At 41.6% G+C, this 26,082-nt stretch carries 19 protein-coding genes; 10 read left to right on the top strand and 9 right to left on the bottom strand.

All coding sequences use genetic code 11. The features are described 5' to 3' along the window. Positions 1 to 2: 2 nt before the first annotated feature. A complete protein-coding gene (locus BLS59_RS02980) occupies positions 3 to 563 on the bottom strand; it encodes a YeeE/YedE family protein (protein WP_091144029.1) in 561 nt (186 codons plus the stop codon). 75 nt (positions 564 to 638) lie between these two features. Here BLS59_RS02980 and BLS59_RS02975 point away from each other — a divergent pair, with 75 nt between their 5' ends. Further along, positions 639 to 2,261, top strand: coding sequence for a glycoside hydrolase family 172 protein (locus tag BLS59_RS02975; protein ID WP_162842546.1), 1,623 nt, complete (start codon positions 639 to 641; stop codon positions 2,259 to 2,261). On the opposite strand, the gene BLS59_RS02970 is transcribed toward BLS59_RS02975, so the two are convergent. From BLS59_RS02970 to BLS59_RS02955, 4 genes are all read right to left on the bottom strand, one after another. After that, the gene (locus BLS59_RS02970; protein WP_091144023.1) at positions 2,242 to 3,129 is read right to left on the bottom strand and encodes a dienelactone hydrolase family protein; all 888 of its coding nucleotides are present in this window, start codon (positions 3,127 to 3,129) and stop codon (positions 2,242 to 2,244) included. The genes BLS59_RS02975 and BLS59_RS02970 overlap by 20 nt on opposite strands. A 90-nt stretch (positions 3,130 to 3,219) precedes the next feature. Next, positions 3,220 to 3,720 carry a cupin domain-containing protein gene (locus BLS59_RS02965; RefSeq protein WP_091144020.1) on the bottom strand — a complete coding sequence of 167 codons (501 nt, stop codon included), beginning with the start codon at positions 3,718 to 3,720 and terminating at the stop codon, positions 3,220 to 3,222. 34 nt (positions 3,721 to 3,754) lie between these two features. Beyond that, entirely contained in the window at positions 3,755 to 4,819 is a 1,065-nt protein-coding gene (locus BLS59_RS02960; protein ID WP_091144018.1) for an alkene reductase, read from the bottom strand. 88 nt (positions 4,820 to 4,907) lie between these two features. Continuing rightward, entirely contained in the window at positions 4,908 to 5,888 is a 981-nt protein-coding gene (locus BLS59_RS02955) for an AraC family transcriptional regulator (RefSeq protein ID WP_091144015.1), read from the bottom strand. A 237-nt stretch (positions 5,889 to 6,125) separates the two neighbouring features. Here BLS59_RS02955 and BLS59_RS02950 point away from each other — a divergent pair, with 237 nt between their 5' ends. Then, the gene (locus tag BLS59_RS02950) at positions 6,126 to 7,784 is read left to right on the top strand and encodes an alpha-L-rhamnosidase-related protein (protein WP_091144011.1); all 1,659 of its coding nucleotides are present in this window, start codon (positions 6,126 to 6,128) and stop codon (positions 7,782 to 7,784) included. 62 nt (positions 7,785 to 7,846) lie between these two features. Next, positions 7,847 to 9,283 (top strand): DUF3863 domain-containing protein, encoded by a 1,437-nt coding sequence (locus BLS59_RS02945; protein WP_091144006.1) that lies wholly within the window; start codon positions 7,847 to 7,849, stop codon positions 9,281 to 9,283. A gap of 86 nt (positions 9,284 to 9,369) precedes the next feature. Here BLS59_RS02945 and BLS59_RS02940 read toward each other — a convergent pair whose 3' ends face one another. The 4 genes from BLS59_RS02940 to BLS59_RS02925 form a co-directional block, all read right to left on the bottom strand. Beyond that, positions 9,370 to 11,793 (bottom strand): TonB-dependent receptor domain-containing protein, encoded by a 2,424-nt coding sequence (locus BLS59_RS02940; RefSeq protein ID WP_091144002.1) that lies wholly within the window; start codon positions 11,791 to 11,793, stop codon positions 9,370 to 9,372. Next, a complete protein-coding gene (locus BLS59_RS02935) occupies positions 11,783 to 13,132 on the bottom strand; it encodes an HTTM domain-containing protein (protein WP_091143999.1) in 1,350 nt (449 codons plus the stop codon). The genes BLS59_RS02940 and BLS59_RS02935 overlap by 11 nt, the downstream gene beginning before the upstream one ends. A gap of 24 nt (positions 13,133 to 13,156) precedes the next feature. Next, positions 13,157 to 14,254 (bottom strand): imelysin family protein, encoded by a 1,098-nt coding sequence (locus BLS59_RS02930; protein WP_091143996.1) that lies wholly within the window; start codon positions 14,252 to 14,254, stop codon positions 13,157 to 13,159. A gap of 87 nt (positions 14,255 to 14,341) precedes the next feature. Continuing rightward, a complete protein-coding gene (locus tag BLS59_RS02925) occupies positions 14,342 to 15,448 on the bottom strand; it encodes a DUF4856 domain-containing protein (protein ID WP_091143993.1) in 1,107 nt (368 codons plus the stop codon). Between the two features lie 138 nt (positions 15,449 to 15,586). Here BLS59_RS02925 and BLS59_RS02920 point away from each other — a divergent pair, with 138 nt between their 5' ends. The 7 genes from BLS59_RS02920 to BLS59_RS02890 all read left to right on the top strand — a co-directional run bounded on the left by BLS59_RS02920 (position 15,587) and on the right by BLS59_RS02890 (position 25,938). Continuing rightward, the gene (locus tag BLS59_RS02920) at positions 15,587 to 16,261 is read left to right on the top strand and encodes a response regulator transcription factor (RefSeq protein WP_091143990.1); all 675 of its coding nucleotides are present in this window, start codon (positions 15,587 to 15,589) and stop codon (positions 16,259 to 16,261) included. Beyond that, positions 16,258 to 17,499: a sensor histidine kinase gene (locus BLS59_RS02915; RefSeq protein WP_091143987.1), complete on the top strand. Its 1,242-nt coding sequence runs from the start codon at positions 16,258 to 16,260 to the stop codon at positions 17,497 to 17,499. The genes BLS59_RS02920 and BLS59_RS02915 overlap by 4 nt, the downstream gene beginning before the upstream one ends. 133 nt (positions 17,500 to 17,632) lie before the next feature. Then, positions 17,633 to 18,214, top strand: a complete 582-nt coding sequence (locus BLS59_RS02910) for an RNA polymerase sigma factor (RefSeq protein WP_091143985.1) — start codon at positions 17,633 to 17,635, stop codon at positions 18,212 to 18,214. 150 nt (positions 18,215 to 18,364) lie between these two features. Further along, positions 18,365 to 19,546: a FecR family protein gene (locus BLS59_RS02905; protein WP_091143982.1), complete on the top strand. Its 1,182-nt coding sequence runs from the start codon at positions 18,365 to 18,367 to the stop codon at positions 19,544 to 19,546. Positions 19,547 to 19,818: 272 nt separating this feature from the next. After that, on the top strand, positions 19,819 to 23,277 hold the full coding sequence (locus tag BLS59_RS02900; protein ID WP_162842545.1) for a SusC/RagA family TonB-linked outer membrane protein: 3,459 nt from the start codon (positions 19,819 to 19,821) through the stop codon (positions 23,275 to 23,277). Between the two features lie 25 nt (positions 23,278 to 23,302). Next, complete coding sequence (locus BLS59_RS02895) at positions 23,303 to 24,733, top strand: RagB/SusD family nutrient uptake outer membrane protein (RefSeq protein WP_091143974.1); 1,431 nt, start codon at positions 23,303 to 23,305, stop codon at positions 24,731 to 24,733. Between the two features lie 11 nt (positions 24,734 to 24,744). Continuing rightward, entirely contained in the window at positions 24,745 to 25,938 is a 1,194-nt protein-coding gene (locus BLS59_RS02890; RefSeq protein WP_091143970.1) for a TlpA disulfide reductase family protein, read from the top strand. Positions 25,939 to 26,082 lie beyond the last annotated feature (144 nt).

Here is a 26,082-nt window from a genome sequence, read left to right as displayed (position 1 = left end):
ATTTACAATTGAAGTAGATAAGGTAAAATTAGCCAGGTCATCACAAAGCCTCCAACCATGAAACAGCAGGTAGCCACCAATGATGGCCACTGTAACGATGAAATCCCCATAATTGCATGTCCCGATGTGCAACCACCCGCATAACGCGTTCCAAAGCCTACTAAAAAGCCGCCAAGCACAATAAATATCAAACCTTTTAAAGTAAATAACTGTCCCAAACTGAAAATATCCTTTGGAAGCAAACCGCCGAAATCTTTAATGCCCAGGTGTTGCAAACTTGCAATTGTTTTGGGATTTAAATTTACGGGTGCAGGCGTAGATAGGTAGTTTGTTGCGATAAAGCCGCCTGCAATTATTCCGAGTGCGAAAAATAAGTTCCAGCTTTCTTTCTTCCAATCATATTTAAAAAAAGGAATATTGGCCGGGATACATGCCGCGCAAATATGGCGCAGGGTTGATGATATGCCAAAGGTTTTATTGCCCAGCAATAGTAAAGCAGGTACTACCAAACCAATTAATGGGCCTGCCACATACCAGGGCCAGGGTTGTGTAATAAATTTCATATTTTGCAAAATATCAATTAGAAATAACAATGCCAGATGCTAAGGTATTGGTTACCAACAGAACCTTTATATCCTATGAAATTATTATATAAAATAATGACAATTGGTGTGTTTGTCGTTTTGGCAAACAACTGCTCTGCGCAAAATGTAGTTTCCTTGAAATCGCTGTTAAATGATTTAACTAACCGGGATGAAGTTGCAAAATGGCCCGCGCCTTACTATAAAGAAATGCAGGCCAGCAGTTATGACAGGCATTCGGTAGCACCAAATATGCCAGGCTGGTATGCAAATGAAGATCATTCCAACTACATCAGGACAGATACTATAAACGGCCGTAAGGAACTGGTAATGCTGGATGTTGATGGCCCCGGCGCTATAGTTAGGTTCTGGCTTACTACCTTTAAACGTGCAGGAAAAATAAGGATCTATTTTGATGGGCAAACTGATCCTGAAATTACTATCCCGGCTTACGATCTGATGAAAATTGGATTGAACATCGGTACACCCTTACTGGCGCAGCATTCCAGCTATGAGCCAAAGGAAAAAGGAGGTAGCACCCTTTACTTACCTATGCCATATTCCAAACACTGCAAAGTGACTTTTGAAGACAATGAACCCGATAAACAGCCACGTTATTACCAGTTAAATTACAGGGCATATCCACCCAATACTAAAATAGAAACCTTTACAGTAAAGCGATTTAATGAACTTGGTGACCTTATTTCGTCTGTTAATCACCAGTTAATAGATCAGGATAATAAAATACAAGGGCACGGTGCCGCGATCAAGGGGCGCCTTGCCTCCCGGAAACAATTGCAGTTAAATCTTCCTGCCGGCAACGCTGCTATTCGTTTGTTGCAGGTGAAAATCGAAACAGAAAAGCCAGCGGATTATGAACAGGCATTGCGCTCAACTGTACTGGAAATTAGTTTCGACGGCCAGCAAACAGTTTGGTGCCCGATTGGTGATTTCTCTGGCAGTGGAGTTGGGGGTAAACAATTACAAAGCTGGTATAGGGTAGTTACCGCAGATGGTGAAATTATAAGCCGCTGGGTGATGCCTTACCAAAAATCAGCAAAAATAACACTGCTGAATTTAGGTACGGTAGCTGTAAAAGTATCGCTCAAAGCAACAACAGGCAAATGGCACTGGGATAAACGCAGTATGTACTTTCATGCCGACTGGAGAAACCAAAACAGCGTGCCGATAAAACATGCGGAAGAAGATAAACCAACCGAATGGGTGTTCAGTGAAATTACTGGTCGGGGTATTTTTCTGGGCGATTCTTTTGCTGTTTATAACCACCAACATAAGTGGTATGGTGAGGGCGACCAAAAGATCTGGACGGATGGGATTAAATTCCCGACAGAATACGGCACCGGCACCGAAGACTACTATAATACTTCATGGGCACCGGTAACCCTTTATCAAACACCATTCGCCAACGCACCGCGGGCAGACAACGCCGATTCATTCGGCTATAATACATTTACCAGAACCAGAAACCTGGATGGCGTTACATTTAAAAAGGCATTTCGCTATACCCTCGAAACACTCGGCTGGGAAAATGGAACGGCAGATTTTGCAGCAACAACTTATTGGTATGGGTTTAAAGGAGCTGTAAGCAAAGTTGCGGCGAAACAAACTAAGCCAGAAGCTTTACCAAATAACGGATCACCTAACTTAAATTTTCAGTAAAAAAATCGATAGTACGTTTCCAGGCAAGTTCTGCGGCTGCTTTATCGTATCGGGGCGTAGTATCATTATGAAAGCCGTGGTTCGCGTTTTCATAAATGAAGGCCTGATATTTTTTGTTATTTGCTTTTAAAGCGGCTTCGTAGGCAGGCAAGCCACCTGTTATCCGTGTGTCCAATGATGCGTAATGTAAAAGTAAAGGCGCTTTAATTTTAGGTACGTCTTCTGCGGCCGGCTGGCTTCCGTAAAAAGGTACTGCAGCGGCCAGGTCAGGCAGCCTAACGGCCATCATATTGGCAATTCCGCCGCCGTAACAAAAGCCCACAACGCCTACTTTACCGTTGCAGTCTTTATGGTTTTTAAGGTAGTTATATGCGTCGATAAAATCTTCCTCCATTTCAGCCTTGTCGCGTTTGCTTTGCATCTCACGTCCGGTATCGTCATTGCCTGGGTAGCCGCCAAGCGGTGTTAAAGCATCGGGTGCGAGCGTAATAAATCCTGCGAGGGCAGCTCTTCTTGCCACATCTTCAATGTAGGGGTTAAGCCCCCGGTTTTCATGAACCACTATGATACCGCCAAGTTTCTTTTTAGCGTCGGTTGGCATTGATAATAAACCCTTTATCGATCCGCCACCTTTGGGAGAATCGTAATTAATATATGTTGATTTCAGGCGCAGATCATCCTTTTTAATTTGAATATTGTTCTGGTAATCAGGCATCAGAAAACTCATTAACGCAGGAACGGTTATACTGCCTACGGCGTAGAATGATAGCTTTTGCATAAAGCTACGTCTGTCGAGTCGGTTGTGTGCATAATCGTCATACAGGTCAAACACTTCTTGTTTAACATCTTCTTTATTGATCTGATTCATATAATTGAAGGCTTATTTCAAATTTAAGTATTCCCGGTAATGGCTTTCTATATGAGCTGTAACAGTGTCGTTACCTCAAAGGTTTTGTTATTAGCTTTTTTTGTCAAAATAGTCTGGCGGGAATAGTTTTTGGCCATGTTTTTCTGCCGCGGATATTAGCCTTTTTAGTTCATTCTCGTCCAAAACCGGCGGCGGCAAAAACTCACCAGTGGCTACGGGCGTCCCTATCTCCATAAAAAACGCATCGAGGCCCGAAGGAATAACGGTACATAGCATATGGGCTGTTTCTGTGCCAAAGTTTTTAAAGCAATGTACCTGACCGCCTTTGGGAATATTAACGAAAGAACCCTTTTTTGCAAGGTATTTTCCAGCTTCGGTCTGAAATTCAATCTCGCCGTCTACCACGTAAAATAACTCCTGTATGTCGGCATGCGCGTGAGGACCGGGGCCGCCGCCGGGAGGAACAAGCATATCAATAACGGCGTAAGCTCCGCCAGTTTGTTCACCCGGCATTATGATCCTATAGGTATCGCCCACCACGGATATACTTACTCCCTCGTTGACGTTTATGGTTGAAATTTGATCTGACATAATATTTTTTTTGTGTTGATTATAAAAAAGTTAATTAAAGTATAGGATAATCGGTATATCCTTTTTCGCCAGGAGTGTAAAGTGTGGTGAAATCTAAAGGATTCAACGGTTCATCTTTTTCAATCCGGGTTACAAAATCAGGGTTAGCTAAAAAACTTCTTCCAAACGCAACAATGTCGGCAAAACCATTTTGTAATTGTGCTTCTGCAGTTTCGGCAGTAAGCCCGTTACAAAGAATTATAGTATTGGAAAAACCAGCACGTATGGCATTAAATGTTTTTGGTGGAATAGCTGGGTTTGCTGAAATATGAATGTACTGAATTTTTAATTGATTCATCGCTTCTGACAAGTAAGCATAAGTTTCGTGAACTACAACTTCATCGTAAGCCTGCAGATCTCCCAATGTAGAAAAGGGTGAAAATCGGATACCCACTTTTTCATTACCAATAGTTGCTGAAACCTTTTCGACAACTTCAATAATTAAGCTTGCACGATTTTCCATGCCTCCACCATATTCATCCACGCGGTTATTTACATTCGGATTTAAAAACTGTTCCAACAAATAACCGTTGGCTGCATGTAGTTCCACCCCGTCAAAACCTGCTTGTATAGCGTTTTTTGCTGCATTAACATATTCTTCTATTACTGCTTTTACACCTTCGGTTGTTAAGGCAACAGGCTCGGAATGATCTTGCAATCCTGCTGTATCTGTAAATATTTGTCCGGATGCTTTAATGTTTGAAGCGCCAACTAACCCAGTACCAGCCGGCAAATTATCAATATGGCCGATACGCCCGGTATGCATTAACTGCAGAAAGATCTTGCTGCCGTGTTCATGAACGCCAGCGGTTACTTTTTTCCAACCCTCAATTTGAGCCTCGTTGAAAATACCCGGGATACGGGGATAACCAAGTGCCTCGGGTGATGGTGCCGTCCCTTCAGTGATGATTAAGCCAGCCCCGCTGCGTTGCGCGTAGTAGGTGGCCATTAAATCATTCGGGATGTTTCCAATGGCGCGGCTCCTGGTCATGGGTGCCATAACCATGTGATTCTTTAAGTTAAAACCGTTTTTGCTGTAGGCTGTTAATATCTTTTTCATTTTGCTCGTATCAATTGTTTTGTTTTGATAGATCAAAGTTATGTTGATATGTGTGGGTAAAATAACGCTTAATGGCTTTAAAATAGTCCTATCCGGTGGCGGTGTATTTTTTGGGTGTGATGTTATAGTGCTTTTCAAAAAGCCGGGCGAAGTGACTTAGATTGGTGAACCCAAGCCGGTAACCGGTTTCGGCAACAGAATGGCCTGCGTGTTTCAATAAGAATGCCGCTTCTTGCATTCTTTCGTTTTGGTAGTAATTATAAATTGTATCGCCGAAGGTTTGCTTAAATAATTGCTTCATTTTAGTTTCGCTCATGCCCGTCATTTTAGCAAGGGTGCCCAACTGCGGCGGCAAACTTAAATCGGCAAGTATAGCTGTTCTTATGGCGTATAGTTTTTCAATGTCGGCTTTATTTACCGGGTTATGCTTTTCCGTACCCCTGTTTAGTAGTTGGTCAAATAACAAGTAGATCATTTCCTGTGTTTTGGTGCTGTAATAAAGCTCACCAAGTCGCCCGCGATCGCGAAATTCCGAGAGTTGTTTAAGGATCCGCTGCACTTCGGGAAGCATTTTTTCATGGTAAAAGAACTTGGCTGGACCGGTAAGCACGTTGGCTAATATCCCACTGGCTTCTATACGTAACATAGAAGCCAAGACCTTACGATGGATACCAATCACCCCAAAATAAACCTCGATGTTAGCCGGGAAAAAGGTTTCAGTTGCTAAGGCTGTTGAGGATATTTGAATTGATGAGCCGTTGCTTTTCAAAAATTGGATGGCTGTTTCGCGGTCGGCGTTAAAGTCCACCGGAATTTCGTTGCTGTTGAACACAATGGAAACCAACTCATTATTTTCCTCTGACGATTGACGTTTTAAATGAAAATCTTCTTTTAGCGTGTAATGATGCAGTACAAATTTAAATCCAGGCGCTATTTCAATTATCCTGATATGACCACTGCCCATATACGGTGGTATGGTCAGGCTATCCTTGTAAACCGGGATACCAAACTTTTCACCAAAGCTTTGTACAAAATTAAATGAAGGCTGAACGATAAATTCAAAAGTCATTATCCCTATCAGGTGTTTTAACGATTGTACTAATATATCATTTAATGATCGAATTTCAGGACCTCAAATATTCAAAGAGTAAGCCTTGAAGCGGTAGCGTTTTGCTTATAAGGGATCGCCTCACACAACATTAGGCTATTATCCAAAACATTTTCATACTTTGGTTTCAGCATGGTTTAATTGAAACCGGTTAATTCGCATGCTGTCCAGAATTACTATCATCCATAAAACAAGCTCATGAAATTTATTTGTTTTGCCTTAAGTGTTCTTTTCTTAACAGGGCTGGCCTCTACTGTAAAAGCTCAGGACTACTATGCCAGCCAACGAAACAATTGGTTAGCAAAAGCAGAAAATGCAAAACCCCGGTTAAACGAAACTATAAAACGCCCAACAGTTCTTGTAAATTTAATTGCCGATAAAGCTTCGTTCCAGGGCTGGAAAGCTGTTATTGCAACACCTGTTGACACACTGTACCAAAGGTCGTTTAGAAAGCAAAACGGGATAGTGGTAGATTTTGGCGAGCATGTAACGGGTTATGTTTCTTTTAAACTGGCAACTTCGGCAGGAACTGCGGATGCACCCCTGCGCTTTAAACTTACTTTTGGCGAAGTGCCCTCTGAGTTAGCTACCCCCTTTGATCCTTATTCAGGTGGCCTTAGCCGGGCTTGGTTACAAGATGAAGTAGTTGATGTAATGGATGTTCCTGCGACGGTTACCATAGCCAGGCGTTTGGCGTTTAGGTATGTGAAAATTGAACTATTGGGAAGCTCGCAAAATTTTGATTTTAAAATGGTTGATATAAGCTGCAAAGCCGTTACATCGGCTACAGAAAAACCTGTAGAACTTGCCGCAGCCACACCTCAACAATTTAAAGATATAGACAGGGTTGGGTTAAATACGTTAAGGGAATGTATGCAAACCGTTTACGAGGACGGCCCCAAAAGGGACCGGAGGCTTTGGATTGGTGATCTTTATCTGGAATCGTTGGCTAATAATTACTCCTTCAAAAGTTATGAATTAACTAAACGTTGTTTATATCTCTTAGCCGGCCTCAGTGGCGAAAATGGTTATTTGATAGGTACAGTCTTTGAAAATCCGGAACCCCACCCACAAGCCGGTCAGTACCTAATGGACTACGCCTTGTTGTATAATGTTGCATTAAAGGAATATCTGAGTGCCACCAAAGATGAGCAAACAGCTAACGACCTGTGGCCTGTTGCAAAAAGACAACTGGATATCATTAATAGCTATGTTCAAGCCAATGGATTGATGAATTATGAAAAAGCCAACAAGGAATGGTGGTTGTTTTTTGATTGGAAGGATGGTTTAGATAAACAAGCTGCGCTGCAAGGTTTGGCTATTTACACCCTAAAACAAACTTATGAATTGGCAAAGGCATTAAATAAGGAAACAGAGCTAAAGGAGGTTCCTTCATTGATCAAGAAAATGTCTGCCGCAGGGCTCAAGAACCTATTTAATAAACAAACAGGGATGTTTGAAAGCGGTACATCAAAACAAATATCCTACGCTTCACAAATATGGATGGTTATAGCTGGTGTAACCAGTAAGCAAGAAAGTCAGAAGGCGCTACTTACAATAAGGGAAACCAAAAATGCGCTTTATCCAGGTGCCCCATATCTTTATCATTATTATGTGCAAGCACTCATAGATGCCGGTATGAACACACAGGCAAAAGAAACTGTTTCCAATTATTGGGGTGGAATGATCCAAAAGGGAGCAGATACATTTTGGGAGGTATACGATCCGAATAATGAATTTTTGTCGCCATATAACTTTTTTCCTGTTAATAGTTATTGCCATGCGTGGAGTTGTACTCCCGTTTATTTTATCCGTAAATACCCCGAGATTTTTCAAACGGCGCTTTTAAACCGATGATTGGCACTATTTGATAGAGAGGATTATTTTATAATTTGGAATCAACCTGTAGATTTGGATAAATGGAAAGACGAACTTTTTGTAAAAGCTCTTTGTTGGGCGGAGCTGCTGTACTGGCAGATCCGTTGATCGGGAAAAGTAATCCACTGGATTTTTTGACAAGCAATAAGATTGCCCCTTTGATGGGTGGCCGTTTTGTTACATTTTGTATTATGATACGCACTTCTCCCTGGGAGGTATCGCGGGATATAAAACTAATTAACCGCGACGAAGGTTTTGCCCATACGTTGGAGGTGGTTAGGAGTTTAAGGGAAACCTTTGCAAAAAACGCGCCCGGCGGCAGGCTAACCTGGGGTTTTACCATGAATGCGTTGGAAGACAAGCGCCAAAACTATGCCGATATTCGCAAATATGCTACAGAATGCCAGTATAAATATGGCGATGAGATTTCTTACTTTCCAGGATATTTTCCGGCGATGTACCTGCCACGGGAAAGAATAAACCGGGAGATGACAGAAGCTCTCCAACGTATTACAAGTATGGTAGGTAGGGGCTATAGACCAAAGGGTATTATGGGCGGTTTTTTATCTGCAAACAACCTGGCTTATTTGGCCGAGAAGGAAAATATCCATGTGGCCCATGCGGTAATATGGAGCCAGCATGAAACCGATGGTGGTGGCGCGGATGGATCGCCGTCTTATCCTTTTTATCCATCCAGGGAACATTTCTGTAAACCCGCGCAAGGTAAAAGCGACTTTATTGACTGCGTAAACCTTGATGGCTGGAGCGTGGATTTTCTTTGTGCATTGCAAAGTGGTAATGTATGGGGGACTACACCCTTTAATGGAGCCGCGAGCCGCCGTGGTGTGGGGCCGATTGAGAGTTATGGCGATTGGGGACTGGATATTGGTCATTATTCGGTTATGCACACACAGTCTATACATTTCGACCGGGGATTTGAGCTTAATGGCTTTGGTTGGATTCCTAATATATGGGAGGCGGCATTAGTTAAGATCCCCGAACGTAAAAACTGGGACGATACCTTTGCATTGCGTGCTTTAGATAAGTGGGTAGGAGCTACGGTACAACGGTGGCCCGATGTACAATTCATCACTTTTGGAGAATACGGCGAGATATGGCGCAGTCATTACCGGGATAACAGCCAGTGGAATTACCGTTTTGAAGAAAAGGGGCTGGGTATAGGAAATTCCTGGGGGAACGAAGAGATTAAATGGTATATGAACAAAGAGTTTCGGCTGGCCACAGTAAGAAACTGGCATAAAAATACACCGGATATGGTTGTTGATTTTACGCGGTATGATCTCCCAGCCGAAGAACCCCGTGACCCCTCTCTTGAAAAACCGGTAAAGGACTGGAGTTTAATGAATACAATGAATCAGAAAGGGCTTAGGCCGCAAGATAAACCGGTTTTATTAGCCGAGTTGGGAAATACAGAGAAAGACATGATTGCGCGGCATTACCCGGGATTGTTTAAATAGATTTAAGGAAGAAGGATTTATTGACGATATGCTTAAGACTACAGCCTTGCAACAGATGAGATTAATATTAGCCCATTGGTTAGGAGTTAGTACCTGATTTGCATAGTGACATAATAGCCCCGGGGATCGGACGGTAAAATACCCGGTCCGGGATAGCCATCAGCACGACGTGTAAAATATCTGGCGTTTGCCAGGTTGTTTACACTGCCCGATAGCGTGAACCATTTCCAATTATAACTCGCACTCAGGTCCATCACCTTATAAGCCGGTACCACGCCATCTATAGCCCTTGGCGAAAATTCTGTATTTGTGGCATCCGAGTATTGTTTGCCCACATACGAAAACTGGTAACTCACATCAAAACACTTATTACCGAAGGATAGGCCCGTACGAAATAATACCGGCGGTACAAATTCTACCATATTACCTTTTAATACGGATTTATCAAGACTATTTACATATTTGGCATCTATGAGTGCGAAGTTGGTGTAAACCGATAGTTTATATTTACTGCTACCTTGCGTAAAGGCTTTCAACAGATCGGCTTCTATTAAACTTTCTAAACCAATATTGCGGCTGTCGCCAATGTTTTTACGGAAGCGATATGCAACCGTGTAATCATCGTTGGTAGTGAATACAGAGCCAATACGGCGGTTATATTTGAGATAAAACACGCTTACATCATAACGCATAAAACTGTTGATATTACCGCGCACACCACCATCTATGGTGTAACCACGTTCGTCGGTAAGGTTTGAATCTACACGTGCATTTACGTTAAGCACACGAATATCATTAAAGTTTACCGAACGGTAATTTTGCGAAATATTGGCATAAACCTCTACACCGTTAACCGGTTTATATGACGTACCTATACCAAAAAACACGAAAGAGCGGTTGTTTACTTTGTTCTCGGGGTTTTGGATAAGATAATAATCAGGATATGGGCTTGATCTTGTGGTGTAATAACCATTTGCTTTGGTTGATATAAATTCAAACCTGGCGCCTGGAGTTACGCTCCATTTATCGTTGATCTGAAAAATATTTTCGGTAAACACAGCCATATTAGTACCCGGGAATGTGTATCGCGAGCTACTTGGGTAATCGCCGGTATAATTAAAATCGGGGCCGCTGCCTGCATCAGCCGCGCCTTGGCTGCGTAAGGTTTTACCTTTGTAAACCCTTACACCGGTAAGCAATGAGTTTATTTGTGTGCCGCCTAATTTATACTGGTGCAGCAAGCGAAGCTCTGAACCGTAGTTGCTGTAATGATCGTTAAGCATATCACGCGGACCTCCCGGGTCGGGCCGGTTAATGTAGTCTAAAATACCCAGGGCAATACGATCGGCACTTAAATGATAGCTGCGCCAGTTAAGTTTGGTGTTGTCGCCAAGTTTGTAATCAACGGTAAGGCTGGCCAGGTTCCAGTTAACCTTAAACCAGTTACGCGCCCTGTTAGATTGCCCCGGGTCTGCAGCAAATTCAGCATCTGTTAAACCGCCCGGCAATTTGGCCAGATAGGTCATGTAAGTATATTCACCGGTAACTTTAAGTCGATCGGTAAAGGCATAATCTAAGTGTATGTAGGCCCCTTTTTGATCGAAATGATTATTGGGGCGCCAGCCGTCGCCACGCTTGTATTGGTAGTAGGCGTAGTAGTTTAGTTTTTTAACCGTACCGCCTATGCTATTGAAGGTGTTGAAAAAACCAAACGAGCCGGCAGTTTGCCTGCTGGTTATTTCAAAGGGTTTATTAGCAGGGCCTTGCTTCATCTTAAAGTTTATTAAGCCGCCAAATTGCGTACCATATTGCAAACTTGCAGCGCCGCGGATGATCTCAATCCTGTCTACCGCCTCGGTAGTAGGCGTATAGTAACTTTCGGGATAACCAAGTGCATCAGCGCTGATGTCATAACCGTTTTGGCGCGTATTGAAGTTTGATACACGGCTTGGGTTTAAGCCACGGCCGCCAATACCCAGTTGCAGGCCACCACCATCATACTCAATTATATTGATACCGGCAGCGCGGCTGTATATTTGCCTTGTGTTATTAGTGGCAAGGTTAACATTGAGGTTAGCTATGTTGATCACCTCAGTTTTTTTACCGGCATATATGGCGGTGCCTTCTACCTGCCGCAAATTGCCTGATGCCTGGCGATAAGCTTCGTCCTGAATGTTTACTTCTGATAGTTCACGGACATCGTGTTTATCCACATCAATTTTAAGGCTGATGCTTTTATTGTCAAGGTTTATCTTTCTGCGATAGGCTTCTGCACCCAGGTAAGTAACTGTTAACTCATATTTGCCCGAACTAAGTGCACTAAGTGAAAAATGACCGCCGGTATCTGTAGCTGTTTGCAAGTTAGCAGGTAGTAAAGTTACTGTTGCACCTGCTACAGTTTGATCGCCATTTTTAATGGTGCCGCTTATTTGCAGTTGCTGGGATAATGCGCCTGTACCTGCCAAGGTGAACAGTATTGTTGGTATAAAAAGTAATAGTTTATTTTTCATTTTTAGTAAAGGGTAAAACCCATTTATAATGTTTCCAGCTTAGGGATTGCATTGCCAGGTTAACGGTAGTATCTATATAAAGCCTGGAACGCTCGCCATTAAGCGCAACATGACATTCGGCATAAACAGCAGGGCTTTTTATGCCACGCTTGGTATAAATATCAGCCAGGTAATGCGCATAACGCAATATCATATCTGGCTGTGTGCTCATCATTTTATCTTGCAAAGGGGTTAGGTATTTGCTGTTATCAACCTCGTAAGTTTTACCGGTAGAAGGTTCTTTAACAGTAAAAAAGGTGTTGCCGGATTTTTCCATCAGCATAACCCGCCACGAGAACCGGTAACCTTCTTCGTACCAAAACAGGTGACCCGGGTATGCCAGGAACCTTAACGGAATAATGATTTGTAGTAAAAAATATATTCCAATAACACCAGGTAAGAGTACTCGCAAAATGGCAGGATAGCGGTAATTGCTTGTAGGTATCAGCTGATTTTTACCTATAAAAAAGGCAAGTAGTTTTTGGTGATATCCCGAACTAAAGAACGCGAAGCTGCTTATGATCATTACATAAGGGAACATCCCAATCCCCGGGAAAAATATGGCGGTAGAAATATGGAAACCCAACACAAAAACATAAGCCATAGGCCTGGTTTTACGGTTGATAAGAAAGAATGCGATGAACAGATCATAAAACGCCCCAAACCAGCTAAACAGGTAGGCAATCCACTCCTTGTACATTAAGCCGCCAATTAATGGCAAATGACTTTTGGCCGGTAACCATATTTTCATGGGTAGGGCATGCAGCATCCAATCGGGGTTTAGTTTGGCAAGGCCGGCAAAAAAGTAAACTATGGCAATTTGCAGTCTGATGATACCAATAGTCCATAATGGCACATGTGTGCATTTAAGCTTCGGCCAGATGCGTACATCTACCGATAAATACCGGTTAGCCGGTAGCCATATCAATAAAAAGCTAATAAGGCTTATAAAATAGTAGTGGTTTAAATAATTGGTAACATCTATGAGTTCCACATAAGTAAATGCGGCAAAGAACACAACAACTGCCACCCTATAAAATAGACCGGCAGTTATACATATAGTAGCAAGTGCAATTACACCAAAAATAAAGTGCATGCCGGTGTTCCCTAAAGGGTGCACCCATTCAAATCCCATGTAGGTGAAGTAGAACTTGGGCGTTACGTATTGCTGCGTTATCCAGCCATTGGCCCAAAAACGAATAGTACCGGCAAGCATCATAAGCCCAAACAGTATTCTGAAGGTTACTAATGGGGCGATGGATACAGGGCGCTGTAAGCGATTGATGGCGGAAAGAAACATTTTTTCTTCTTTTTTTAATCGCTATTAGTCTCCGTCGGTATCCTGGTAGGTGATACGCACACCTGTTGCCGAGGCAACATCTGTTTTAATTAAGGTTAACAGTATTTGTATCTCGCGGTAAGCAGCTTCAATTTGTGTTTTGTTATTACTCATTGCTGTTACATAAGGATCTGGTACAGTCTTTAGGCTGTTAATCGCCTTATCAAACTGAGCCATTACATCGGTACTTAGCTTTTGTTGTTTAAGGGCCACCAGGTAATCTGACATACCCGTGCCGCTGCCATTGCCATTAAACATGGTTTTTAATGCGGTTAGGTTTTGGGTAGCAAGCGCTACAGAAATACCTGCGTTAAATCCCTCGGTATTGTTTGGGAACATGGTTCCGCCCGACTGCTTGCCAAATGGCCAGCCAATTCTTGGGCCCTTAAGCTGGTCCATTTCAAAAGCAAACTGATTGATCAGGAAGGCTATCGGGCTGCCCGAATCTGAACGGGTATTTCCTATGAATGTAGCGCGATAGCTGCCTTTCCAGGCGGAAAGTACTGTAGCCACCCTTGTTTTAAGATTAGTTACAACATCCTGCACATATTTTTTACGATTTACTGCCGTAGCGCCTGTAAAATCATTTATAGCGTGTAAGTTAAACAGTAAATAATCTAACGCCGGAAAACCTTGCTGATTGATACTTGCATTGGAAGTAAGACTGTACGTACCGCGGGTAATATTGCCCTCAATTACGACCGAATCTGCTGGGAATGTGTTTGAGAAGTTACTTAGCAAAGCAGTTTCTGCCGGACCAAACTGATCCACAGACACATCCTGGTAGCGTAGGTACGTATCTTTAAATACATTTTTTAATGTAACCTGGTTTGCGGTATTTGGGGTAGTTAAAAATGTATTTACTGCGGTTTCGAGCAAATTTGCCTGAGTTTGCAGGTTGGTGTAGGCCGGTATAATCAGGTTGTCGGCATAGTTGGTAAGCATGGCTGTTTTATCAAACCCATTTGCAGATGGATCTAGTGTGTTTGTGTTGCCACCACTTTTTGAACATGCTATAATAAAAGTGGTAACAACAAGCGCTGCGGCGATAAATGCGATTGTTTTTCTACTAAGTTTTATCATCAGATTAAGATTTAATATTAACACGCAAGCCCCTTGGCGTATTTGGCCAAAGAGCTTGTGAAAATTTTGAGCTTTTTAAAACGGTTATTACAAGCCGTAAGTTGTTTTAAGTATAGTTTGAGCCTGTACCAGTTTGGTGAAATTTGGCTCGTTTATTAAAGTGTAGAAGTTTGTAGCAAAAATGCTTTTCAATATTGCGTAATCGGTAGCACTAAGTTTGCTTGTTGCCGCACGGAACTGTAATGAATAAATAAAGCCGTAACCTTCTGATAAAGCGTGGAACTGTGTAGCCAGGTTGCCAACATTTACCGAACGGGTAGGTATAGTTGAATATTCTAAAGCAGCGGCAGCGTTCAATTGCTCCCATTTGTCAAGTATTATTTTGATCTGGGCGGCAACAACTTTTTTGTCTTTTCCACCTAAAGCGGCACGGCCTGTACGGAATGCTTCAAATATAGTTTTACCTGCAAGTATTTCTTTACCGCGCTCTGCAAGGTAACCTCCCCATAATAACGGGCGGTTTGCATCTGTATTTGGGTAAGTTTTATCCGGGTCGTAATCAAACGGTACACCTAAGTTACCAAAGGCTTCGTCCCAATGGCGCTGGGCAAGGGTAGTCCCGTTGGTTACTGCTTTGTTATCATCATTAGGGATATTGGTTAACAAGTTCACAGCTTCTTTAAAGTAAAGGGCACCCATCATACCTTTGGCAACAGCCTGGTTTGATTCTAAACCTGTAGTGCCTACTAACCTTTTTGTAGTTCCCACAATGATGATACCGGCAGTACCATCAACGGCAGTAACCGTATTGTTTTGGCTGTTGGTAGCTTGTGTTGTAAAGTGGCCTCTGAAAAATGCCGCATCGGTTATTTTCTCGGCCAATGTTACTCCTGAGGTGTTAAGGGCAGCATCGGTAAACTGGCTGTTTTTGTTATCAAACATATCATTCGCTTTAGTAGCGGTGATTGTTGCATTGTTTGCTGTACCTAAATAGCTGTTTAGTTCGGCACCCATTTTAACGCGGGCGGTAGTTTTTGAATAATCAGCATTTGCAAAGGTATAAGTGGCGGGAACAGTATACGGCTGTACTTGTTCTTCTTCGCTTACCGGGGAAGAAACTTTATCTTTTTTACAAGAGGTTGCCAAAGCAATACCGGCCAGGAGAAGCGCGGTGTAGGTAAATTTGTTTTTCATCTGTATTTTATAAATTAGTTCACTATTTGTATTAAGTCTAAATAAATACTTAGTTTTGTCGCAAAGATGCTTGTTGATTCTAAAGAAAATCTAAAGAATTAAAAGTTTTTTGAGTTTATAAATCTTTGAATTACAATAGTGAAAGTTTTATTTATTGAGGACGAACCTGTATTAGCTGATGAAATGCTGGGCTATTTTTCAACCCAGGGATACTTGTGTGAAGTGGCCAGTACATTTTCAGGTGCTTCAGAAAAGATAGCCAATTATGCTTACGATATTGTAGTAGTGGATATTGGCCTGCCAGATGGTTCTGGTATGCAACTTATTCCATCGGTAGTTGCGCAAAGCAATGAAACTGGTATCATGATCTTATCAGCAAAGCACTCCTTACCTGATAAGTTAGAGGGGCTTAAACTGGGTGCAGACGATTATGTAACAAAGCCTTTTTATGTTGAAGAACTGAATGCACGTCTGCATGCGCTTTACCGTCGTAAAACGTTAAAGGGTACCCATCAGATAGTGTTTGATAGTTTTGTGGTAGACCCGCAATCAAAAACGCTGTTTCATAAAAATAAGGAAATAAGCCTCACCAAAAAGGAGTATCAGTTACTGTTGTATTTTATTGTTAATAAAGAGCGGGTAGTAAGTAAACCATCTATTGCCGAGCATGTATGGGGCGATTATGCCGACCAGCTTGATAACTTTGATGCTGTTTACGTACACCTTATGAATCTGCGAAAAAAACTAAACAAGGCCAGCGGCAAGGATTACATTAAAACTGTTTACGGTATGGGTTATAGGTTTTCTTCATGAAACTGTTAACTAAAACCAGCCTGCATTATTTATGGGTGAGTGGCGTACTTTTATTAGCCTCCTGTTTTTTGTGGTTTGTACTCTTAAAAAGAGATATATCCGCCGAAATAAAAGAACAGTTGGAATTAGAGGCCGAACTTGTTATTCATGAAATTAAGGAGGGAAACCCGATAAACTTCCCGCTGGTTAAAATAGAGCAGGGGCAAAATAATGCTGTGAAAATTTTTAAAGACACCGTTATTTTTGACCCCTTACAACAAAAGAATGAAGATTACTACCTGCTAACGCAGTCCCGAATTATTAACAATAGGCCTTATCGCATAACTGTTACAACCGCCCACATTGGCTGGGCCGAGTATTTCAAAGCCATTATGTATATGTTTGTTATACTGGTGTCATTACTTATTTGCGGCGGTGTTGGGGTCAATTATCTCATTAGCAAAAACATATGGCGCCCCTTTCTTAAAAATATGGCTATCCTGAAGGGGTTTTCACTGGCCAAAAATCAGGATCTGGCGTTGGTAAAGTCGGACATTAACGAGTTTGAAGAGCTGAATGCTGTTATGACTGATTTTGTAACCCAGGCCCGCAGAGAATATAAAAGTTTACAGGAGTTTTCAGAAAATGCCTCGCATGAACTACAAACACCGATAAGCATTATCCGCGCACGGTTAGAAAGTATCAGTCAGTTGCCTTTAGATACAAAAGCGGCAAGTTACCTGGTGGATGCAAAACAATCATTAGACAGGTTAAGTAAGGTAAATAAAGGTTTGTTGCTGCTTGCCAAACTCGAACACGATAACTTCCCCGACCTGCAGCGAATTTCACTTTCCGTGACAGTAACCGATATAATTGATCAGTTTGAGGAATTGTTTAACAGCAAGAGATTGCATTTAAAACACGATATACAGCCCGTAACTATTAACGCCAGCCCCCATCTTGTTAATATTATGGTTTCAAATTTGCTTTCCAATATGCGGAATCATACAGAGCCTGGCAAGTTTGTCGCTGTAGCGCTCTCACCAGATAAACTGATGTTTGTAAACGAAGGGAAACTTTTGACGTTTTCTGAAGACGCATTGTTTACACGTTTTAAGAACAAGGATGCCGCATCCACAGGGATAGGGCTTGGCCTTTCTATTATCAAACAAATATGTTTAGTGCACGGGTGGGTAATAAATTATGGTTATTCGAATGGTCGTCATCATTTCACAGTTTTTCTAAAAAATGTAATATAGACCCACAGGCGGGACTCAACTGCGCTGATCAACTTCAAATAAAGCCGAAATCGATGACCTAATCGATTTTAATGAAGGTAATTGTTAATTACATATGTCTTTTCCTTAAATTTGGTATTAACAAACTGGTCAAATGCTTTTAGATAAACACGATGATAGCGGGTCGGATAGGTTATTGCTTTTAAAATTGCGTGAAGGTAATACCGAAGCATTTGACGCGCTTTATGAAAAGCATTGGCAAAGTACTTATGCATCGGCATTTAAACGACTGCAAGATGCAGACCAGGCCAAGGATATTACACAAGAAATATTTTTACAGCTGTGGTTAAAGCGGGAAGAGAATGACATTGATAACCTTCGCGCTTATTTGTTTACAGCGGTTAAAAACAAAGTACTTAATTGGATTGAGAAAAGGCGCAGGTTTACACCCGTTGCAGATTTGCTCCTTGAGCTTAAAACTTCCCTGGACCAAACAGATGCGGAAATTTTAAAAAAGGAATTTATGAGTGCATACGAGGTGTTGCTTAATTCACTTACCCCATCGCAGCAGCAAATTTTCAGGATGCGATATCAGCAGGACCTCTCAACTATTGAAATTGCGGAGCAATTAGATATTTCACGCAAAACCGTACAAAACCAGCTTGGCAAAGCCGTTGCTCAGATTCGTTCTTCATTAACGCTTATCTCCTTATTGTTACTTATAAATAATCGATAATGTTTTTTAGCATCTATTGATTTTGTAGGAAACATCCTTATCAACGCTGCATAATTTTACTTTTATTTTCCTTTTTTATAAAAAAATAAAAAATCACGTGGGACTTTTTCATTTTCACCTGTCATGTACTAAACAGGCGCAAACTGGCTAATGGAAAAAGCGGAATTTATACGGATCTTAAAAAAATATAATGACGGAACGGCTTCGTATCAGGAAAAACAATTCCTGGACAGCTATTATAATTCGTTTGAAGTAAGGACTGATGTTGTTGAATTATTAGATGCCGAAGAAAAAACATCCTTAAAGGAGCAGATAAAAGCCGGATTGCAAAAAGATATTGCAGCGGCCGCAAGTAAAAGAACAGTTAAACGTTTTCCTCTTTTTGGTAAGGTAGCGGTTGCTGCTGTAATATTAATTACCCTTTCCATAGGTGTATATTTTTACGTAGCCTGGGAAAATGGTGACATCTATCCTGCACACTATTATTCAAAACATGACATACAACCGGGTGGTAACAAAGCAATACTCACACTCGCCAACGGGCAGCAGATAATATTGGGAGCCAAGGGGAACGGATTACTTGCTATACAAGGCAACACAAAGATCGTTAAATCAGCCATCGGGCAAATAGCCTATAATAACCAACCTGCATTGTTAAATGAAAAAGCGGACGTTACTTATAACATGATTAGCGTACCAAGGGGTGGCCAGTATCAGGTAACCTTGCCAGACGGGAGCAGGGTGTTACTAAATTCGGCTTCATCATTGCATTTTCCAACTGCTTTTAACGGTAATGACAGGAGGGTAGAGTTAACCGGGGAAGCTTATTTTGAAGTAGCTCACGATAAAACCAAACCCTTTAAAGTTATTACCGGCAGTCAAACGGTAGAGGTTTTAGGCACTCACTTTAACATTAATGCTTATTCCGATGAAAGTACACTTAATACAACACTGCTTGAAGGGAGTGTAAAAGTGTTTAATGGCAATCAGGAGGTTGTGATTAAGCCAGGGGAGCAGGCGCAAACAACTGCAGGTTCAGGCGCTATAAGTGTAATACAAAATGCAGATACCGAACAGGCTATAGCCTGGAAAAATGGTTTATTTCAGTTTAAAGATGCAAGTTTAGAAACCATAATGCGGAGTTTATCTCGTTGGTATAATGTTGATATAGCATACGATGGAGAAATACCGGAAAGGAAATTTTCGGGTAAGATATACCGCAATATAAATATTTCGCAAGCGCTGGAAATTATCAACTTTTCTGGCGTAAGGTTTCATATCGAAAAGGCGTCTGCCAGCCAAAAAACCAACAAAATTATTGTAACACCCTGATTTTAAATATTAGTTAATTATTAACCCCAAAAACTCAAATGAAAAAACATTTACGAAAGCAGCATTAGCAGGTAAGACGGGCACCAAATAAAAAACCGCAGAAGTGTTACCAGCACCTCCACGGAAAATATTTGGATCAACCCCGCATACGGACAAAAACAATTCGGTCGAACTATTCATGTGTTAATCCAAACTTTACAAAAGTAATGAAATTTAATGCTATTACCAGAGCTGTGTTCAGTTCCTGGCTTCCCCCTAATTTTTTATTGGTTATGAAGTTGACTACCTTCCTGTTGATCATAGCCCTTATGCAGGCCAGTGCCAAAGGCTACGGACAAAGTATCAATTTAAACGAAAAGAATGTAGCTGTTGAGGCAGTTTTTCATTCGATAGAAAAACAAACAGGATACGTTTTTTTCTACGACATTGCAACTATTCGCAATTTACGTGTAAGCATTCACGCGCAAAATGCTTCCATAAATGACGTACTGGACAATTATTTCAAAGATCTGCCGCTATCTTTTAATGTTGTTGACCAAAAGAACATCGTTGTTAAAAATAAATCGGAATCTCTCTTTTCAAAAATCGTTAATCTTATTACAATTCCTTACACTATAACCGGCAAAGTAACCGACGAAAATGGCAAGCCGTTACCGGGCGTTACAATAGTTGATAGTAAAGGCAAAAGAAATACCGTATCTGATGAAACAGGTTTTTATTCAATGTCTGTAGAGAAAGGAGACATTGTTGTTTTTAGGTTTATTGGTTACAAAAATAAAGAGGTAACCATTACCAGCCAGGATGTACTGAATGTTACAATGCAGATAGACCTGTCTAACCTTAACCAGGTTGTGGTAGTGGGTTACGGCAGCACAAGAAAGAAAGATCTAACCGGCGCGGTATCTACAGTTGATACCAAAACCATTGAGGATGTACCTTTTACCACCATTGATAATGCGCTTGCAGGAAAAGCTGCGGGCGTACAAGTAACCAAATCTGACGGAACACCCGGCGGTGCTGTGCGTATAAGGATAAGGGGCTCAAGCTCTATTTTGGGCGGAAACGATCCTTTATACGTAATTGATGGAGTACCGGTGCAGGTGCAAAGCAGCTTTAAAACTCCCGGTTATGATGTGGGCAGCCCTGTAGGTAACGACGTTACAGCCGCAGGTGGCGTAAATGCTGGCTTGTCGACCGCTTTCGTTAACGGGCTTAACAGCCTTGGCGGATTAAATACCGATGATATAGAGTCTATCAGTATTTTAAAAGATGCTTCATCGACGGCTATTTACGGATCAAAAGCGGCTAATGGTGTGGTTATTATTACCACTAAACGAGGCAAAAAGGATATGAAGCCCGTAATAACAGCCAGTTATTACACAACCATTACCTCGCCTAAAACCCCTCATGTTTTAAATGCATCGCAATACAAAACATTACTTACCGAGGCAGCTCAAAACGATTATGACGAACGTAAGGCAGCCGGCGATCCTATTCCCGATGATATAAATTCAATCCTGAATACACCCAATTTATTTTTTGGCAAAGGCAATACCGATTGGATAAAGGAAGTAACCCGCAACACGGTATCACACAATGCCGAACTTGCCGTACAAGGCGGCGGCGCGGCGTCAAAGTATTTTAGCTCTATATCGTACAACAGCACACCCGGTGTAGTAAAAGCCACTGATTACCAAAGGATCTCGGGAAAAGTAAATCTGGAGAACGAGATTGGTAAGCATTTCAGGTTTATTACTAACCTTATATTGGGTTACACCCAGCAAAATATTGGCGATGGTGCTTACGGTCAGGCTTTAAGATCGCGACCTGACTATACACCTTACGACGCCGATGGAAATTTTACCAATTTTTCTGAAGTGGGTGCCTCGTACCAGGGTTTTCAAAACCCCGTTGCATTGCTTACAGCAACAAATAATGCAAAAACATTTAGCTTACTTGGTTCTTTCTCGGGTATATATGATATCACCAAACAACTACAGTTTAAAAGTACGGTATCGTTAAACTCACAGGCATACAACCAACGGAACTATACTCCAAGCTATCTGGATATTGGTAGTTTTTATGGTAACGTTGCTAACGAGGGTGGCATAGGCGGCAATACAAACAGTAGGCTTACCAACTGGTTTTTGGAAAATACACTTTCCTACAACAAAAGCTTTGGTAAGCATACTATAGATGTACTGGCTGGTACATCTTATGAAACGCGCAAAACCAGCTTTTTTAGTGCTACAGCTACAGGCTATCCTAATGATAATGTGTTAACCAGTCTTTCATCCGCGGTTACGCCACTATATGTAAGGGGAGATGATCCGTCGAAACCCCAAAGTTACTTATTGTCGTTTTATGTACGGGCAAACTACAGTTATATGGATAAATACCTGTTTACCTTTACCGGCCGAACCGATGGTTCTTCAAAATTTGGCCCTAATGATAAATTTGGTTACTTTCCCTCAGGTGCTATAGCCTGGCGTATATCGCAGGAAAACTTTCTTAAGAACGTTAACTGGATAGACGATATTAAATTCCGCGGAAGCTACGGTTTAACCGGAACGCAAAATATTGGCGATCAGATGTATCGTACACTGTACAGTCCGTTCTCTTATGGCGGTACAAGCGCGCTTATCCCTACACAATTAGGTAATCCAACCATTAAATGGGAAAGCACAAAAGAGGCCGATGGTGGTTTAGATATATCATTATTCAAAAACAGGTTACAGGCAACGTTTGATTATTACAACAAGAAAACCAGCGGGGCCTTACTTGCGCTGCCTGTTGCTCCAAGCAGCTCATACGGAGCAGCATTTAGCAATGCCGTTGGTATCAAAAACACCGGTTTTGAGGCCAGTTTGTCGGGCGATATAATCCATACTACAAATTTTAAATGGAATGCATCGATAAATGTTACCTGGAATAAATCGCTGGTTACCAAGCTGGACAAAAATGCCGATCTGGGACAGTTGGGCGATTTAACCGGGCTGGAATATGGTAACACCACTTTGGTTGAAGGAAAACCGTTGGGCTTAATAACCGGTCTTACAGTTACCGGTATTATAAAGAACCAGGCACAGCTTGATGCTTATAAGAAAAAGTTAGGGGTTTATGCTACATATATATTCCCTTACCTTAATATCGGCGACCCAATGTATCAGCTGGAAGAAACCGGCCCTACAAATAATTACCTTAATTTTGGTACTGTAATAGCAAACGCGGCACCAAAATATTTTGGCGGTATTACACAGGGCTTCACTTACAAAAACTTCGATCTGCAATTTTACTTTACATTTTCACAGGGAGGTAAGCTGGTTTGGGGCGATCATGTATCAAGCGTAGCATTCACCGGCACATCAAATGCCAATGTAGCCATGCTTAACAGGTATACCTCAACAAATACCGATAGCAACCAGCCGCGGTTGTTACTCAATGACGGTATCTACTATAAATCAAACCTCGATGTATTCAACTCATCGTACTTAAAGCTGCGTACCCTAACGTTTAATTATCATTTAGGTAAAAGCAGGTGGATGCAAAAAGCCGGTTTGCAAAATGCTTCAGTATTTGCGTCAGCGACCAATCTATTCACCATTACCAAGTATCCGGGTAATGACCCAGAAACATCTGACGATCCCTACAGTGTAGGCGGCGGTTATTTTGATGTGAGTAATTACCCTACGGTAAAAACCTTCTCATTAGGTTTAAAGGCAGGTTTTTAATTTTTACCCATTAACAAATAGTAAAATGAAACAGAAAAATATAAAGTATCTGGTAATTGTTTTTGTCAGTTGCTTTCTTTGGTCATGTAAAAAAGAATTAAATGTATTCCCCACCACGTCCGAGGTTGATGGTAATGTTATTGTAGATGCAAAAAGTGCATTTACCGTACTTAATGGTGTATATTACCGGTTTGCCAATGCTGGTGCAGATAATAACACCATACCATCTGTAAGGTGGTGCGATGTAAGCGAAAGCCTGCCATCAGAAATGGCTAATACGCTGGTAATACCAGGTGGCGGTGATAACTTTAATGAATTTACCTTCGATTCAAAATCATACGGTGTTGACGGTATCTGGAACTATGGCTACGCTTTAGTAAATGCTGCAAACGGCTTCCTGAAAAACGTTGCACCGATTACAACCATACCGGCAGCAACCAAGAAACAAATGATTGCCGAAGCTAAATTTTTACGGGCTTACGGCAACGAGTATCTGCTGCTGTTTTATGGGGAATATCATGATGTAAATAGCAAGTTTGGCATTATTTTGCGCGATGAGTTTATCACTACCGATAATATAAATGTGGCGCGGTCTACCGTTGCGGCTACTTATACATCAATCCTTTCCGATCTTGATGCAGCTATTCCTGATCTGCCCGCTCAAAACACAAAAACCTTTTACGCTAACATTACAGCTGCAAAAATTTTAAAGGCCCGTGTGTTGATAAACAGGGGTATCGCAGGAGATTATGCACAGGTAGCTACGCTCACAGATGATGTGATAAACGCCAAAACGTTTGAACTGGAACCAAGCGTTAAGGATTTGTTTTTGAGCAATGGACTAACCAGCAAAGAAGTGGTAATGAACGTGCAGCCGTTTGCTACCGAAAACTACAAATTTCAAAATTACCAGTACTATCAGCAATATGTTTTAACAGATTCATTAAAGAGCATGTTAACCGGCGATCCTCGCGCAGAATGGATGTATAAAGATTACACCAGTCGTTATTACGGTGTTATCCCCGAATTTACCAAGTATTACTCGGGCGATGTAAAAAACATTCAGCAAACGCCGCTCTCTGAAAATTGCTATGCTTTTAGGATAACCGAAGCTTATTTATTGGAGGCCGAAGCGCTCGCTCTTTTAAACGGCGATTTAACAAAAGCCAAAACACTGCTAACTACCATAATGAACCGTGCTGGTATTACGGATGTATCGGCAGTTATTAATGCTAAAACCGGCGAAGAATTACAGTTGCTGGTGGTAAAAGAAGAAATGAAAAACTTTATTGGTGAAAATGGGGGCGATTGGTTCGCGCTGCGCAGGCTTCCGTTTGCAACTGTGAAGAAAATACAACCGGCTATCACAGCGGCAACACAACTTATACTGCCAATACCGAACATTGAAAGAGTCACTAACGGTAAAGTAGATCAAAACCCTGGTTACGCAAACTAATTAAAGCAATAATGAAAAAAACTATATTAAACTGCCTGGCAGCATCGCTGATGCTGGCAGGTTGCAGCAACAAGTCAGCCGATCAAAGTGGATATGTTATAAACGGAAGTTTAAAAGGTATATCATCCGGCACCATAAAATTGCAAAGCTACAATGAAGATGACCGTAGCTCAAAAACTGTTGATAGCGGCACGGTTACTAATGGCACTTTTAAGTTGCAGGGCCAATTGGATGCACCGCAAATGATGACTTTAACAATTGAACCTGGTAAATGGAGCTTTAATGTTTTTGTTGATAATGCAACCGTTACAGTAACCGCCGATACTGCCGGAGCCGAGCATTATGATTATACCAAATATGGCGAAGGTAAGGGCGCGCAGCTGAAAAAATTTACGGAACAAGGTTCAAAAAACTATGACGATTGGATGGCTTATCAGAATGATCCCGGTCAGAAAAAGTTTGACCCGGTATATGCCGAGCTTGATAAGAAGTTTAAAGCGGCAGGTAATAACGTTGATGCTCAATACAAAGTACGCGACCAGATGGATTCGGTGCGTAAAGTGCAGCAGGCCTGGCAAAAAACAAAGATCGATGAATACATAACAAAAAATCCATCGTCGGTAGCCGGGGTATACATGTTTAATAACTTGTATCAGTTTTCGAGCGATATGCCTGTAACAACGCTCGAAGCAACATTGAACAAGTTTACCGGCGAAGCTAAATCATCCGCTTATTATAAAAGTTTGGCTGCTTCACTTGCCAAATTAAAGGCGGTTCAACCAGGTGCGGTGGCTCCCGATTTTACTTTACTAAAAAGGGATAGTTCTAAATATACCCTTTCATCAACCCGGGGCAAATATACCATGATTGATTTTTGGGCAAGCTGGTGTCATCCCTGCCGTCAGGCCATCCCACACTGGAAGTCGGTTTATCAAAAGTACAATGCCAAGGGTTTCGAGATCGTAAGTGTTTCTGATGATAGCAAATGGAAAGACTGGTTCAAAGCCATGGACGTAGAGAAAATGCCATGGACGCAGGTATGCGATGAATTTCCGATAAAAAACATGCCCTCGCGTATAGGCAGTCTTTACATGACTACCTACATTCCTTATTACGTATTACTTGATAAAGAAGGTAAAATACTGGTAAGCAGCGGCGACGAGAAAAAGATAGACGAAAAACTGAAGGAAGTTTTCGGGAGTTGATGATTTTCTATATGGCCCGTCCGGCAAACGGGCCATATTTAGCCAGTCCAAGCATTTATTCTAATAGTTATTTATAACGTTCAAAAAAGGCCGTGCTGGAAATGTATTTGCTGCTTTTTGCTTAATACCTCATTTTAAACAGTT

Origin of the sequence: Mucilaginibacter pineti (assembly GCF_900101875.1) — a bacterium.
Taxonomy (GTDB): domain Bacteria; phylum Bacteroidota; class Bacteroidia; order Sphingobacteriales; family Sphingobacteriaceae; genus Mucilaginibacter; species Mucilaginibacter pineti.
The sequence above is the reverse complement of the archived record's forward strand: the minus strand, read 5'-3'. Positions and strand labels throughout refer to the sequence as shown.